At 47.5% G+C, this 14,616-nt stretch carries 9 protein-coding genes; 3 read left to right on the top strand and 6 right to left on the bottom strand.

The window, feature by feature from the left end:
• From GX019_01715 to GX019_01705, 3 genes are all read right to left on the bottom strand, one after another.
• Window positions 1-208: hypothetical protein (locus GX019_01715; protein ID HHT35872.1), on the bottom strand; the 208-nt coding region annotated here is incomplete at its 3' end.
• A gap of 177 nt (window positions 209-385) precedes the next feature.
• Entirely contained in the window at window positions 386-1,066 is a 681-nt protein-coding gene (locus tag GX019_01710) for a LysM peptidoglycan-binding domain-containing protein (protein HHT35871.1), read from the bottom strand.
• A gap of 23 nt (window positions 1,067-1,089) precedes the next feature.
• Complete coding sequence (locus tag GX019_01705; protein HHT35870.1) at window positions 1,090-5,319, bottom strand: 2-hydroxyacyl-CoA dehydratase; 4,230 nt, start codon at window positions 5,317-5,319, stop codon at window positions 1,090-1,092.
• A 179-nt stretch (window positions 5,320-5,498) separates the two neighbouring features.
• Here GX019_01705 and GX019_01700 point away from each other — a divergent pair, with 179 nt between their 5' ends.
• Entirely contained in the window at window positions 5,499-7,550 is a 2,052-nt protein-coding gene (locus tag GX019_01700; protein ID HHT35869.1) for a PAS domain-containing protein, read from the top strand.
• 76 nt (window positions 7,551-7,626) lie between these two features.
• Here GX019_01700 and GX019_01695 read toward each other — a convergent pair whose 3' ends face one another.
• Together GX019_01695 and hcp are read right to left on the bottom strand one after the other, a co-directional pair.
• Window positions 7,627-8,220 carry a rubrerythrin family protein gene (locus GX019_01695; protein HHT35868.1) on the bottom strand — a complete coding sequence of 198 codons (594 nt, stop codon included), beginning with the start codon at window positions 8,218-8,220 and terminating at the stop codon, window positions 7,627-7,629.
• Between the two features lie 173 nt (window positions 8,221-8,393).
• Window positions 8,394-10,034: a hydroxylamine reductase gene (gene hcp, locus GX019_01690; protein ID HHT35867.1), complete on the bottom strand. Its 1,641-nt coding sequence runs from the start codon at window positions 10,032-10,034 to the stop codon at window positions 8,394-8,396.
• 192 nt (window positions 10,035-10,226) lie between these two features.
• Here hcp and GX019_01685 point away from each other — a divergent pair, with 192 nt between their 5' ends.
• Both GX019_01685 and GX019_01680 read left to right on the top strand, forming a co-directional pair.
• Window positions 10,227-10,685: a MarR family transcriptional regulator gene (locus tag GX019_01685; GenBank protein HHT35866.1), complete on the top strand. Its 459-nt coding sequence runs from the start codon at window positions 10,227-10,229 to the stop codon at window positions 10,683-10,685.
• A gap of 36 nt (window positions 10,686-10,721) precedes the next feature.
• Window positions 10,722-13,871: an efflux RND transporter permease subunit gene (locus tag GX019_01680; protein ID HHT35865.1), complete on the top strand. Its 3,150-nt coding sequence runs from the start codon at window positions 10,722-10,724 to the stop codon at window positions 13,869-13,871.
• Window positions 13,872-13,938: 67 nt separating this feature from the next.
• Here the strand turns inward: GX019_01680 and rpiA are convergent, their stop codons facing one another.
• The gene (gene rpiA, locus GX019_01675) at window positions 13,939-14,610 is read right to left on the bottom strand and encodes a ribose-5-phosphate isomerase RpiA (GenBank protein ID HHT35864.1); all 672 of its coding nucleotides are present in this window, start codon (window positions 14,608-14,610) and stop codon (window positions 13,939-13,941) included.
• Window positions 14,611-14,616: the final 6 nt, after the last annotated feature.

Genomic DNA, 14,616 nt, shown 5'->3' with positions numbered 1-14,616 from the left:
GCCAGGCAGATTGGGAATGAATCCATTCTTCTTGACCATTATACTTAATGCCATATACGTTCAGATGGGTATAAGTGCAGTTGCCATCTTCCTCCGGTAAACCGGTAAATAAGACATGAATTGTTCTCGGTCTTGTGCCGATGCAGCCTATAAACAGCAGAACCGCTGCTGTGATTAGGATCAAGTTCAGTATTCTCTTCTTGTTCACTAATCCGCCTCCATCTCCTTATTCATCCACCTGCCGACGTTCTAATCTCCGTTTCCAGTAGTTCAGTCACTTCCTCGCCCCCGCCCTGTTCCTGTTAGGATTAATACTGGAGACTATTCTATTATCCTTTTCAACATTAGCTACAACAGCAATAAAAATAAGAGCCAGCCGTGATGGCTAGCTCTCAGGAATAACAATTACCTGTCCGATCCTTAGTTTCGTCGGATCAGTTATTTTATTGTACTCAATAATGCGGTCAATCAGCTCCTGGCTGGGTGGATTCTCAAAGCGAGATGCCAGTGCCCAAATTGAATCGCCACGCTGGACAGTGACAGCTACTTCACTCCGTTCCGACTGCTCCTCCAGTGGAGCAGTCAGCTCATCTAATCTAGCGATGAACTCTGCTTCCATAGCGGCGATTTTGGTAATAAGTGTTTGGTGCATCTCCTCAAGCAAATTTTTCAGCTCAACCACCACCGCTGTTAAAGCCGCTGAGCCTTCCTGCTGTTCATTGACAGCCGCAGCTATTTCAGCTATCTGGCTATCCAGATCATCCATCTGATCGAGTGCCGCCAAAACTTCGCTGAGATCCACTTCCTGCTTAGGCAGCTCGCTGATATTGATTTCCATGGAAATCAAACGCTGCTCAATCCCAGAAATTTTACTGCCAAGCTCACTGCCGAGCTGGGCAACCGAAACTGCCGTCGGATCTTCCGCGTCTTCCCGATTAAGATAGACATTCCAGAGCACATAAGTATTGATGATAATCGAGAGAATCGCCAGAATCAAAGCCGCCCGAATTGCCATGTAGATAAACTTGTTGCTGTAAGCGCTTTTGCTGTTATCCACTTTACTCATGAAGATCACTCCAATTAAGTGTATTATCCGGTCATCTTCTTAACTGCTGCAGACAGCATCAGTTTGATCCGGTTCAACTGGTTGATCTCACTGGCTCCCGGATCATAGTCAATTGCGACAACATTGCTGTTGGGATAAACTCGCTTCAGCTCCCGCATCATTCCCTTTCCGGTCACATGATTCGGCAGACAGGCAAAAGGCTGCATACAGATGATGTTTTCCACACCCTGCTCGATCAGCTTGACCATTTCCCCGGTTAACAGCCAACCTTCACCGGTTTGATGTCCTAAAGAGAGAATCTTCTTGGCCGCAGCTGCTGTTGCGTAAATCGGTTCCGGTGGAAAAAACCGCTTGCTGGTTTGTAAAGCCCTCCGGTAAGTAGTGCGGTACAGCTCCATCACCTTGATTGCCGCTCGCGCAGCAACCTGCTCGATTTTCTTCCCAGATAAATACTCAGCCCGAAAATCTAATCCAAACGCAGAATACATCAGGAAATCCAGCAGATCGGGAACTACAGCTTCCGCTCCCTCTTCCTCCACAATCCGAACCACATCATTGTTGGCGGTGGGATGATATTTAACTAAGATCTCTCCGACAATGCCAACTTTAGGTTTCTGCTCATCCACAATTTCAAACTGCTCGAAATCGCGGATTATGCCGAGAACGGTAGCTCTAAACTTCCTGAGCGATAAGCTGTTCAGGGCATTTTTGCAGCGCTCCATCCAGGTTTTATACAGCTTATCAGCGGCACCCTTCACCTTTTCATAGGGACGCACTCGATGCAGCACTTTCATGAGCAGATCGCCGTAAACCAAGCTCATCAGTCCCCGGTGCAAAAGCGGAGCAGTGATTTTAAAGCCCGGATTTTTCTCGAGTCCCTGGGCATTTAAGCTGATCACCGGAACATGAGCGAATCCGGCATCAACCAGCGCTTTGCGGAGAAATCCAATGTAGTTGGTTGCCCGACAGCCGCCTCCGGTCTGGGTGATCAAGACCGAGGTGTTGTCCAGGTCATACTTGCCCGACTGCAGCGCCGCGATGAGCTGGCCAAGAGCGATAATTGCCGGATAGCACGCATCGTTATTGACGTACTTTAGTCCCACATCAATCGCCTCTAAGTCCATGGCTGGGCACACCACGATTTCATACCCGGATAGAGCAAAAGCCTTTTCCAACAGCTCGAAATGGATCGGTGCCATATTTGGTGCGATAATTGTATGCTTTTGTTTCATTTCTTTGGTAAATAGAACTCTTTGATACTTTGTTTCGGTTTTTATCCGCTGATATCCTTTCTGTTTTCGCTCAATTAATGCAGCTTTTAGAGAGCGCAGGCGAATGCGGGCGGCGCCGAGGTTGTGTCCCTCATCGATCTTTAATACCGTGTAGAGTTTGCCATACTGTTCTAAGATATCTTGAACCTGGTCAGTAGTCACCGCATCCAGTCCGCAGCCGAAGGAGTTCAGCTGCACCAGCTCAATATCTTCCTGCTCGGCCGCAAACGATGCCGCTGCGTACAAGCGGGAATGATATGCCCACTGATCCACTACCCTGAGGGGGCGCTCTACCTCCCCGAGATGGGCTACTGAGTCCTCAGTTAATACTGCCATCCCCAGCTGATTGATTAACTCCGGAATCCCGTGATTTATCGCTGGATCAATGTGATACGGCCGCCCCGCCAAGATGATGGCAAACACACCATTCTTCTTCACCCATGCCAAAGCTTCCTCGCCTTTATTCCGGATATCTTGACGGAAGCGCTCCTGCTCATCCCAAGCCGCATCTACTGCCGCAGTAATTTCAGCATAGGAAATTCGATAGTCCTCGCCCAGCTCTTCCCACAAACGCTGGGTCAGCCGCTTTTTATCATCAAATGGCAGGAAGGGATGGAGCATCTTTACCTGCTTCTCCCGCAGCTGTCCTACATTCTTGCTCAGCACTTCTGGGTAGGAGGTGACAATTGGGCAATTAAAGTGATTATCGGCTTCGTCCTGCTCTTTCTGCTCATGGGTTAGGCAGGGATGGAAAATGGTGTCCACGGCTTGTTCAATTAGATCCACGATATGGCCGTGGCTGAGTTTAGCCGGATAGCAGACAGACTCCGACGGCATGGTTTCGATTCCCTTCTCATAAACCGCTTTAGTGGAGTGGGCAGACAGTTTTACAGCAAAACCCAGCTCGGTAAAAAAGGTAAACCAGAACGGATAGTTTTCATAAAGATTCAGTACCCGGGGAATACCGATTACACCCCGTTTTGCTTCACTTTCCGGAAGCGGCTTGTACGCGAACAGCCGCTTGTATTTATAGCGATACAAGTTCGGCAGAGCTGAAGCTTCACTTTCTCTGCCCAAGCCCCGCTCACATCTATTCCCGGTAATATACCGATCGTTATTTCCAAACTCATTAATCGTAAGCAGGCAGTTGTTGCCGCAGCGCCGGCATCTGGCATGCCGGGTGGTTACTGTTAAGCGATCCAGCTCCTCTGCTGAAAGCAGCGAGGTTTGGTATTTGGGCTGGTACTGCTCCCGGGCAAGAAGAGCTGCTCCGAAAGCGCCCATGATTCCGGCAATATCCGGACGAATCACCTGCCGTTCAGACAGCAGTTCAAAGGCCCGCAGCACTGCATTATTGGCAAATGTGCCGCCCTGAACCACGATCTTACTGCCCAGTTCATCGGCATTTTTCAGCTTGATCACTTTAAACAACGCGTTTTTAATCACAGAATAGGATAAGCCGGCGGAGATTTCGCCCACCGATGCTCCCTCTTTCTGAGCCTGCTTAACCCTGGAATTCATAAATACGGTACAGCGGGAACCCAGATCTACCGGATCAGGAGCAAACAGAGCTTCCTCGGCAAACTCCTTAACATCCATGTTTAAGGATTCCGCAAATGTTTCCAAAAACGAACCACACCCTGAGGAGCAGGCTTCGTTAAGCATGATATGCTCGATCACGCCGTCTTTTACCCGCATGCACTTCATGTCCTGGCCGCCGATATCGAGAATGAAATCGACTCCAGAGCAGAAAAACTCGGCTGCTTTATAATGAGCCACCGTTTCAATCTCACCGATATCTACTTTCAAAGCAGCCTGAACTAGGCCTTCTCCGTAGCCAGTAACGGCAGATTTCACGATCTTGGCGCTGTTCGGCATAATTTGATACAGTTCTTTCAAGGCGGAAACAGCTGTCTTAAGAGGATCTCCCTGATTTTTGCTGTAATATGTGTGCAGCAGAGATCCGTCTTCACCGATTAAAGCCAGTTTAGTAGTTGTTGAACCCACATCTATTCCGAGAAAGCAGGGACCTGAATAGTCAGCCAGATTCTGCCTCCTAACTCGGCTGCGCTCATGGCGATCTTTAAACTCATCCCACTCCTGTTCATCGGCAAAGAGCGGTCGCAGGCGCACTGTTTCCCGCAGCATATCCGCATCCAAGTTTTCAATTCTGCTAATTACTTCAGAAAATGGGACCGGCTCAGTGCCAATCGATGCCAGCGCCGCGCCTAATGCAATAAACAGCTGCGGCTGCTCAGGTACAATCACCTGCTCCGGCTTCAGCTCCAACACCCTGATAAAATGGCGGCGCAGTTCCGAAAGAAATGACAGCGGACCACCCAAAAATGCCACATTGCCCCGGATCGGACGTCCACAGGCTAAACCGCTGATTGTCTGAATTACTACCGCGTTTAACACGGAAGCAGCGATATCTTCTTTGGCAGCGCCTTCATTTAAGAGGGGCTGGACATCAGTTTTAGCAAAAACACCGCAGCGAGCTGCGATAGGATAAATGATCTTGTAATCCTTCGCCAGCTCATTTAATCCGGTCGCATCAGTCTTCAAAAGTGATGCCATCTGATCGATAAATGATCCGGTGCCGCCGGCGCAGATCCCATTCATCCGCTGATCGAGCCCATCTTTAAAATAGGTGATTTTCGCATCTTCTCCTCCCAGCTCAATTACCACATCAGTCTGGGGATAGAACCTTTGAATCGCTTGAGTGGAGGCGATTACTTCCTGAGTAAAACCAACGCCTAAGCTCTCCGCAATACCAATGCCGCCTGAGCCGGTAAACATGACAGTAACATCTGATTCGGGAAACTGGCCATAAGCAGCATTCAGCACCGAAATTACCGTCTCTTTAATATCTGCGTAATGGCGCCGGTAATCAGCAAACAAGGTTTCTAGCCGGTCATCAACGGCTGTGATTTTTACGGTGGTAGAACCTACGTCAATACCAAGATGAATAACTCTGTCCATTTCAATGCCTCCATAAAACCAGTACCAATACTGTTAGATTCATTCATGTAATATTCGCATTTCAAACCTGAATTCCTTGTATTTACAGATTATCGCAATCTTGAAAAAGGTATTTTGCGAACAATAAGGAATTATTTATATACAAGTATTTAACAACTTCTTAGAATGGGGGTTTTGCAATGTCGGTCGAAGAAACCAATGTTAAGCAGAATGGCCGGTTTTGTGTTCTGAAAATCGGCGCTCTTATGGCAGTCATTTATTGGCTGATAGCCACGATCAGAAGCACAATCTTGATTGCAGACAGCAGTTTTTTCGTCAATATTTATTATCCAGGCTTCTGGGATCTAGCCCTGAGGGTAATAACAGTCGCCAGTATGATCGGAGCTAGTTTTTATCTCCAGAAAAAGCTCAATGAGGTAAAGAGCGAAAGGGACACAGCCAGTGAAGAGCTGTCCAGCATTAACTACCTGATTGAAACCGGAGACTGTCCCGTTATTGAGCTTGACCACCATCTTAGAATCAAACACGCTAACAAAGCCGCTGCCGTCCTTACCGCCATCAAAGTAGATGATCTGGAGTTTAATGATGTGCTCTCCACCCTGTTTTATCCGGAGGATCAGGAGCAGATCAGGGAATTTCTCGAGCAGAGCAATCAGGAAATCCTTGACCGGGTGGTCAGAATCAAAGCCCGCCGCATGCAGAAATGCTATGTAACCATTAGAGCAGCTAAAGAACTGGTAGAAGGTAAAGTTAGCCGCCAACTGCTTTTCTTAAATGATGTAACTAAATTCGTCACCGAACTGGAATCCGCAGAACAGCGTACAGCCACCATCCTCGCCCAACTGGATCAAAATCCCACCCCTATTTTGCTGATCGATTCGCAGCAAATCCGCTTCCACAACCAAGCCGTCCAGGCAGCAGTCCAGATTCCACCCGAGCAAATCACCCGTGAAACTTTAATCGAGTTTATTGAAACAAACTGCCGCGACTCGGAGCCCCTGCTCCAAGCGATTGCCAAAACTTGTGAAGAAAGTGTTCCTCAGGACATTGAGACTACTTTCACTATCCATGGTCAAGAGCGGAATCTCATCATCCATCTTGAGCCCTATGGGGATGAAGCCGACACCACAGCTGTCTGGGTGCGCGACATTACTGACCTGAGAGCACTTGAGCATACTCACGAACAATCCATCAGCGAATTAGCAGAGCAGCTAAAGGCTGCCCAAGCAAACGAAGCTGAGTTAAGGGCAGAGTTTGAGCAGCATACCAACGCATGCCGCACTGAGCGCAACCAGCTGATTGATGAGCTTTCTAGTGAGCGGCAGAAAAATGCTGACTTAGCAGCTAAACTAGAATCGCTCAATGACAAAACTGCCCATTTAGAATCCTTCTTGGCTGAGCGCACATCAACCAACGAAATACTCCAGGATAAACTCGCTCAGCTGCAGCGGGATAACAGTCAACTCCTGGCCGACCTTGATCGGATGCAGGAACAGTGGGAGTCAATCCTTATGCCGATTATGCGGACTGACCGCAGCGGCAAACTGATCAAGATTAATAGTGCTGGTCGCCGCCTCTTGGGCTTAAGCGAAAACGAGCTGCTCCAATCCTACCTAGCTGGCGAACAGCCGGCTAAGCTGACTGATATGCTGCTGCAGCTCGATGCCGGCGAAGCTCGGGTTAGCGCAGAACTTGAGTTTGTCCACAACGAGCAAAAAATTATTCTCAGCTGCCACGGCATCAAGCTCAATAAACCGGAAGGGCAGTTCCTGATTTATGGTTACGATGTAACCGCCTTCCGCCAAGCCCAGCGCGAACTAGCGCTCACTCTGGACAACAGCCGCTATGAATTAGAAGACGTGCTCAATGAAGTTGAAATCGAACGCGAACGGATGAACGCAATTCTAGCAGGAATAAACGATGGAATTGTGATCACCGATATGTACAACAGGGTGATCAAGATGAATCCTAAAGCTGAGGATGTACTTGGCATTCGCTTAAGCCAAGCCCTCGAACGCCCGGTTCACTTTATTATCCGGAACCATGAGATTATTGATCATATCCAGCAGACAGTGCGGGAAAAACTCTACAACCACGAATTCACACTGGAGATCGCTCCTCCCCACGAGCAGTCGATCATTACTCTCGACTGCACAGCAACAGTAATCCACGACCGCAATCTCCATGACCAGGGTGTGATCATCCAGCTTAGGAGAGCAGATGTATCTTAACATTAAACCCAAATATTTGCAAAAAACCCGCTCCAAATGGCGAGCGGGTTTTTCGATGCCTTAACCTAAAGTATGTTTAGTAAGGCTCAGTAAACAGTTCGAAGTGAGCTTGCGGATGAATGCACGCCGGGCAGGTTTTTGGTGCTTCCGGACCTTCGTGGAGATAGCCGCAGTTGCCGCATTTCCACATAACCTTGCCGTCTCTCTTGAACACTCGATCTTTCTCAATGTTTTCGGCGAGCTTCAAGAATCTTTCTTCGTGACCTTTTTCAGATACAACAATTGCTCTGAATGCACCGGCAACTTCCAGGAATCCTTCCTCTTCTGCCACATCGGCGAAGTGAGGATAGAGATGTGACCATTCATCATTTTCACCTTCGGCAGCAGCCTTCAGGTTGGTCAGTGTATCACCCTGGGCCACAGGGTAAGAAGCATTAATTTCAACTTCAACCGGAAGGTCGCCCTCAAAGCCTGCTAACAGCAGCTTCCAGAATCTTTTAGCATGCTCTTTTTCATGATCAGCAGTTTCTAAGAAAACATTGCGGATCTGCTTGTAACCTTCTTTGTCTGCGATCGATGCGTAATAAGTATAGCGATTCCGGGCTTGTCCCTCACCGGCAAAAGCTTTCAGCAAGTTTTCAGCTGTTCTTGTTCCTTTAAGACTCTTCATTTAATTACCTCCTCAATTAAAGTGCTTTTATTCACACCATCAGCGCCTTAAAACTTGGCGCTGATGGCACTAGCCACTATAATCACTAACATTTCATTAAAGCTAATAATTATTATTCGGGTTTGAGAAGGCAATTCCTGCTTGTTTTGGAAAGATTTTCTTCCTAATCTGCTCTAGTTGGCTGCAGGCGCAAGGAACATCTTCAGATCTTCATCAACAGTGCCGATACCGCTCAATCCAAAAGTGGAAATGAGCACCTCAGCCACATTGGGTGATAGAAATGCCGGCAGAGTCGGACCTAAGTGAATGTTTTTCACACCAAGATACAGCAGAGCAAGCAGAACAATAACCGCCTTCTGCTCATACCAAGCAATATTATACACAATTGGCAGCTCATTTATGTCATTTAACTCAAAAATTTCCTTTAGTTTAAGCGCAATAACCGCTAATGAATATGAATCATTGCACTGACCTGCGTCAAGCACCCGCGGAATATCGCCGATAAAACCGAGATCTAATTTATTGTACCGGTATTTAGCGCAGCCAGCGGTTAGAATTACGGTATCAGCCGGCAGCTGCTCAGCAAAATCCTGATAGTACTCCCGCGATTTCATGCGGCCGTCACAGCCTGCCATAACAAAGAACTTTTTAATTGCACCCGATTTCACTGCATCAACAATTTGATCCGCCAGAGCAAAGAGCTGGGCATGGGCAAATCCACCGATAATCTTGCCCTGCTCGATCTTTGTGGGAGCAGGCAGAGTTTTGGCAAGCTCTATAATCTGGGAGAAATCCTTCCTGCCATCAGCGTCAGCTTCAATATGGACACAGCCTGGGTAGCCTGCTGCTCCAGTTGTGAAGATGCGGGCTTTCACACTCTCACTCTTGGGTGGAACGATACAGTTGGTTGTAAACAGAATCGGACCATTGAATGATTCAAATTCCGATAACTGCTGCCACCAGGCGTTGCCGTAGTTGCCGACAAAATGATCGTATTGCTTAAATTTAGGATAGTAATGAGCCGGCAGCATCTCACCATGGGTGTAAACATCAACGCCAGTGCCCTCGGTCTGCTCTAACAGCTGTTCTAAATCAGTTAAGTCGTGTCCAGATATTAGAATAGCTGGATTATTCCGCACACCGATGTTTACTTCCGTAATCTCCGGAGTGCCGTAGCGGCTGGTATTGGCTTCGTCCAAGAGAGCCATGACTTCCACACCATATTTACCTGTTTCCATGGTAAGATTGATTAAATCTTCTATACTGAGGCTGTCATCGAGGGTAGCTGCAAGAGCTTTATAGATAAAACCGAAGATCTCCGGCTTTTCTTTGTCTAAATTGACTGCGTGATGGGCATAGGCTGCCATGCCTTTAATTCCGTAGGTGATCAGCTCTCGCAAAGAGCGCACATCTTCATTTTTTACAGACAAGATTCCCACCAAACTAGCGTGCCCTAACATTTCTTCGCGGCTGCCGACTGTAAAGGTGGCTGCATTGTTAAGGTTATCTGCGCCGGTCCGCTCCCTAAGCTCATCGCGGATCTCCAGTGTCTGTTTAATTGCAGTTTCAATTGCAGCCTCATTAAAGTTTGCGTTGGTAATGGTCATAAACAGCCCATCGATCAGCTGGTGGTTGACTTCACCAAGCTCGGCTGGATTCAGACCAGATTTAACTACCACCTCAGCAAGCCCTTTTAACGCATAAATCAGGAGGTCCTGCAGTCCCGAAACTTCCGGTGTTTTTCCGCAGATCCCCCTGACAGTGCACCCCTTCCCCTGGGCTGCTTCCTGGCATTGAAAACAAAACATGTCCATGACAATCTCCTCCTTGAAAATTGTATTTATTAGTTGGTCACTTAGTATTTATTCGCTGAGGTTTATATTTTTCCTGCTCGATTCTTTTATTGACTCAAAGAATTTATTACACTATACTAAAAGAAAATAGTTCGCATCCGAATCATTTAAATAGAAAAAAATGGATTGTTCCGATCACAAGGAGGTGATTGAGTGAGCCACACACTGCCCCGGCAGATTTTAGATCTGCTCCACGATGCAAAGCGGAGCTTTGAAAAGCTTCTGCACCACTCCTTTGAGCACTATCAGCTATCCATGTCCCAAATAACCGTAATTATCCTGCTGCATGAGCATCAAGAAATGAGCATTTCCGAAATTGGCGAAAAGATGGGACTGTCCAAAAGCACAGTCAGCGGAATTATTGATCGTCTGGAGGAAATGGGAATTGTTGAACGCAGGCGCAGTGAAACAGACCGCCGCAGAGTAGCTGCAGTCTTAACTCATGAGTATAAAAAGCGCGGTTTGGAACTGGAGCGGAGCTTTAATGACTTTCTTTATCAAACCTTCAACGAAGTATCAGAAAATGATCTGATGGATATAATTAAGGGATTAACGATCTTTAATCAGATCATCAGTAAAAACATAGATTCTGCACTGGCTGCAAAACACTGATTACAAAATAGGTAAAGAACGATTGGAGTGGGAATATTGTTAGCGAAATTTAGCGTCAACCGTCCTTATACAGTTATTGTTGGTATCATCATAGTCTTGATCCTGGGTGCAATCTCCGTATACAATACCACAACAGATTTACTGCCAAACATCAACCTTCCCTATGCATTAGTAGTAACGACCTACCCGGGAGCAAGCCCCGAAGCGATTGAACTTAGCGTTACACGCCCGATCGAGCAGTCGATGCTCACCCTCAGCAATATTCAAAATGTGCTGTCGGTATCTGCCGATAACGTCTCCCTGGTAATTCTAGAGTTCAATGAAACCACCAATATGGATACAGCTTTAATTGAAATCCGCGAGAATCTGGATATGATTACTTCCTATATGCCCCAGGGCATCAATACACCCATGATTATGCGGATCAATCCTAACCTTCTGCCAGTATCGGTTCTCTCAGCAGCTGTAGAGGGAACATCTCTAGCCGATTCAAGTCAGTTTATTAAAGATACCATCATTCCTGAGTTCGAGCGCATCGCCGGTATCGCTTCTGTCTCGGCAACTGGCTTAGTTAAAAGAGAACTGCATATATCCCTTAATCATGACAAAGTAGATGCCCAAAAGCAGAAACTGCAGGATGTTGTCAACTCAATGCTGTTTCTGCCGAGTCTATTCGGAGCGGATTTAACAGCAATGCTCCAGGATTCGGGTTTTAGTCTGGATCAGCTGGATAACTTTGAAATCACTGCAGATTTAGTCAGCGGGATTATCCAAGGGCAGAACATCAGCATGCCAGCTGGATACCTCACCAACGCAGAAAACTCCTATCTGGTGAGAGTTGGTGACCAGTTCCGCAGCGTGGAGGAGTTAGAAAATCTGCCCCTAATCAGTCTGCCGTTCTTAAATCTGCCGCCGATAACCCTGGCAGATATCAGCGATATTGAGCTGATTGCCAGCACAGACGGCAGCTACACCAAAGTTAACGGTGAAGACGCGGTAATGCTGATTTTCCAAAAGCAGACCGATTATTCCACAGCCGATATCGCGAAGAAAATCCGCGCCCGGGCCGATGAGCTCCAAAAGCAGTATGAGGGACTGCAGATCACGACCCTGATGGATCAGGGCATTTATATCGATATGGTTTTAGATTCTGTCCTGAACAATATTATTTACGGAGCGATTCTGGCAATTATCGTGCTGCTAGTGTTTCTGCGGAGCGCAAGACCTACCATTGTCGTTGCAGTCTCAATCCCAATCAGTATCATCACCAGCTTTGTGCTGATGTACTTCAGCAATATCAATCTCAACATCATCTCCATGGGCGGGTTGGCCCTGGGTGTGGGAATGCTGGTTGACAACTCAATTGTGGTGATTGAAAGCATTTACCGTCTCCGCAGCGAAGGCAAATCAGCATTTGAAGCAGCTGTTGAAGGTACCAAGGAGGTTGCCGGTGCAATCACCGCTTCTACCCTGACCACAATTGCTGTATTCTTGCCCATCGTGTTTACATATGGATTGACACGAGAGATCTTCAGCGAAATGGCTCTGACCATCAGCTATTCGTTAGGTGCGAGCCTGCTTGTCGCTTTAACCTTAGTTCCTATGGTTGCATCGCGTATTTTTACTAAAGAGCAGCCGAAAGAAAACCGCTTCAACGAAAGAATGAACACCTGGTACGGCAGCCTGGTAAATAAGGCCTTAGACAAAAAAGCACACCTGCTGATCGGTGTGCTGATTCTGTTCGTTGTCAGCAGTATCGGCATTTGGAGAATGGGTTCGGAATTTCTGCCAGCTACAGACAGCCATCAGATTTCTATGCAGGTAGAACTGCCTCACGAACTCTCTGCATCTGATGCAGCAGCCGTAATCGATCAGATTACAGCAGTGCTGGAAGGAATCGAAGATATTGAAACAATCGGTGTTACATCCGTCGGATCAATGCTGGGAATGCCCATGTCGATGGGAGGCAGTGGCTCAAACTCCTACTCGTTCTATCTGCTTCTTAATGAACAGCGCAGCCTATCCAGCCGACAGATTGCCCAGCAGATCAGAGATCTAACTGAAGGCATTAACGCTGATATCACAGTCGCCGATACCGGTTTTGATATCAGCATGATTGCCGGGGGAGCAATTGTCCTCAATGTTCTCGGTCAGGATCTCGATACACTGCAGTCCATTGCCAAAGACGCAGCTGCCATCGTGGCAGATGTTCCGGGAACAATTGAAGTATCAGACGGCTTGGAAGATACCGCGCCTGAACTGCGGATCATGGTTGATAAGCAGAAAGGCATTACCAAAGGTGTTACGGTAGGCCAGGTCCTTATGGCCGTAAACCAGAAGCTGGGTTCAAACACCGAGATAACCACCTTAACTGTTGGCACTGATGATTACAGCATCTTTGTGCACGATCCTAAGAATCAAGCCAGCTCTGAAGCTGATTTAATGGAGCTCTTGATCGATTCTCCCTTGGGAGAGCCGGCTCGCCTCGGCGATATTGCTACCATCGAGCAAGGACAGGGATTATCATCAATCCAGCGGCGGAATCAGCAGCGCTACATCTCGGTTACAGCTGAGATAGCCGATGGCTATAATGCCGGTAATATCAGCCGAGAAATCGAACAAAGACTCGATAACTACAATCTGCCAGAAGGCTACAGCATAGAATTCGGTGGTGAGCAGCTGCTTATTCTCGAATCTTTTGATGACCTGAGTCTCGTGTTAGTGGTGGGTATTCTCCTGATTTACCTGGTCATGGTGGCTCAGTTCCAGTCGCTGCTGTCTCCATTTATCGTCATGTTTACCATTCCCCTGGCCTTTACCGGTGGCTTCCTGGGACTGATAATTAATGGCAGTCCTCTCAGTCTGGTGGCAGTAATCGGACTGGTAATTCTAACTGGAGTAGTCGTCAACAATGGTATCGTCTTGATTGACTACATCAATCAGCTGCGGGAAAGAGGCATGGCCAAACGGGAAGCTATTGTCCATGCGTGCCGCGTGAGATTGCGTCCGATTTTGATGACAGCGCTGACCACCATTGTTGGTCTATCCACAATGAGCATTGGCGTCGGAATGGGAACCGAACTGATTCAACCCATGGCAGTTACTGCAAGCTCGGGACTGCTGTACGCCACGATTCTTACGCTGTTTGTGGTGCCGGTACTATACGATACCTTTCACCGCAAATAGAAACAATCCGTAAACAAAAACGCCCTGCAGCGGTTTGCACCGCTCAGGGCGTTTCTTGATTTAACTCTTAATTTCTAACCAGTTCTTTTACTGTCTCGTTGTGATAACCCACAATCACTCGGCTGGCATAGCCGACAAAGAGACCGTTATCGACAACCCCGACAATCTGATTGATCCGATCATGCAGGCTCTTGGGATCGGCAATTGTTCCAAAACTGCAGTCTAAAATATAATTGCCGTTATCAGTCAGATAAGGTTTCCCATCTGCTACCCGCAGCTTGGGAGCACAGCCGAGTTCAGCAATTTTCTTTTCAGTCTGCTCCCAGCCGAAGGGAATTACCTCAATCGGCAGCGGAAACTTACCGAGCTGTGCTACTACCTTGCTCTCATCCGCAATAACAATCAGCTCTTTACTGGCTGCTGCCACAATCTTCTCCCTAAGCAGCGCGCCGCCGCCTCCTTTGATCAAGTTCCAGTGAGGATCTACTTCGTCAGCTCCATCGATTGTCAAGTCGATTTTATCGATATCGGCAAAAGTGACCAGATTTATACCCAGCTGCTGGGCGATCTGTTCTGATCCGACCGAAGTAGCAATCGCTTTGATTTCTAAACCCTGCTTCACCAGCTCTCCGATTTTATGAATCGCGTAATAAACCGTGGAACCGGTTCCTAATCCAACAACCATGCCATCTTTAATACTTTCAACTGCCTTTTCGGCAGCCAGTCTTTTTGCTTCCATTAAATC

This window comes from Bacillota bacterium, from assembly GCA_012837335.1.
GTDB lineage: Bacteria > Bacillota > Limnochordia > Darwinibacteriales > DTU012 > DTU012.
This window is presented reverse-complemented; position numbering and strand designations above follow the sequence as displayed.

Coding starts and splice junctions, on each gene's coding strand:
- rpiA (HHT35864.1), bottom strand. CDS start 14,610: ATGGAAGCAAAAAGACTGGCTGCCGAAAAGGCAGTTGAAAGTATTAAA.
- GX019_01710 (HHT35871.1), bottom strand. CDS start 1,066: ATGAGTAAAGTGGATAACAGCAAAAGCGCTTACAGCAACAAGTTTATC.
- hcp (HHT35867.1), bottom strand. CDS start 10,034: ATGGACATGTTTTGTTTTCAATGCCAGGAAGCAGCCCAGGGGAAGGGG.
- GX019_01695 (HHT35868.1), bottom strand. CDS start 8,220: ATGAAGAGTCTTAAAGGAACAAGAACAGCTGAAAACTTGCTGAAAGCT.
- GX019_01705 (HHT35870.1), bottom strand. CDS start 5,319: ATGGACAGAGTTATTCATCTTGGTATTGACGTAGGTTCTACCACCGTA.
- GX019_01700 (HHT35869.1), top strand. CDS start 5,499: ATGTCGGTCGAAGAAACCAATGTTAAGCAGAATGGCCGGTTTTGTGTT.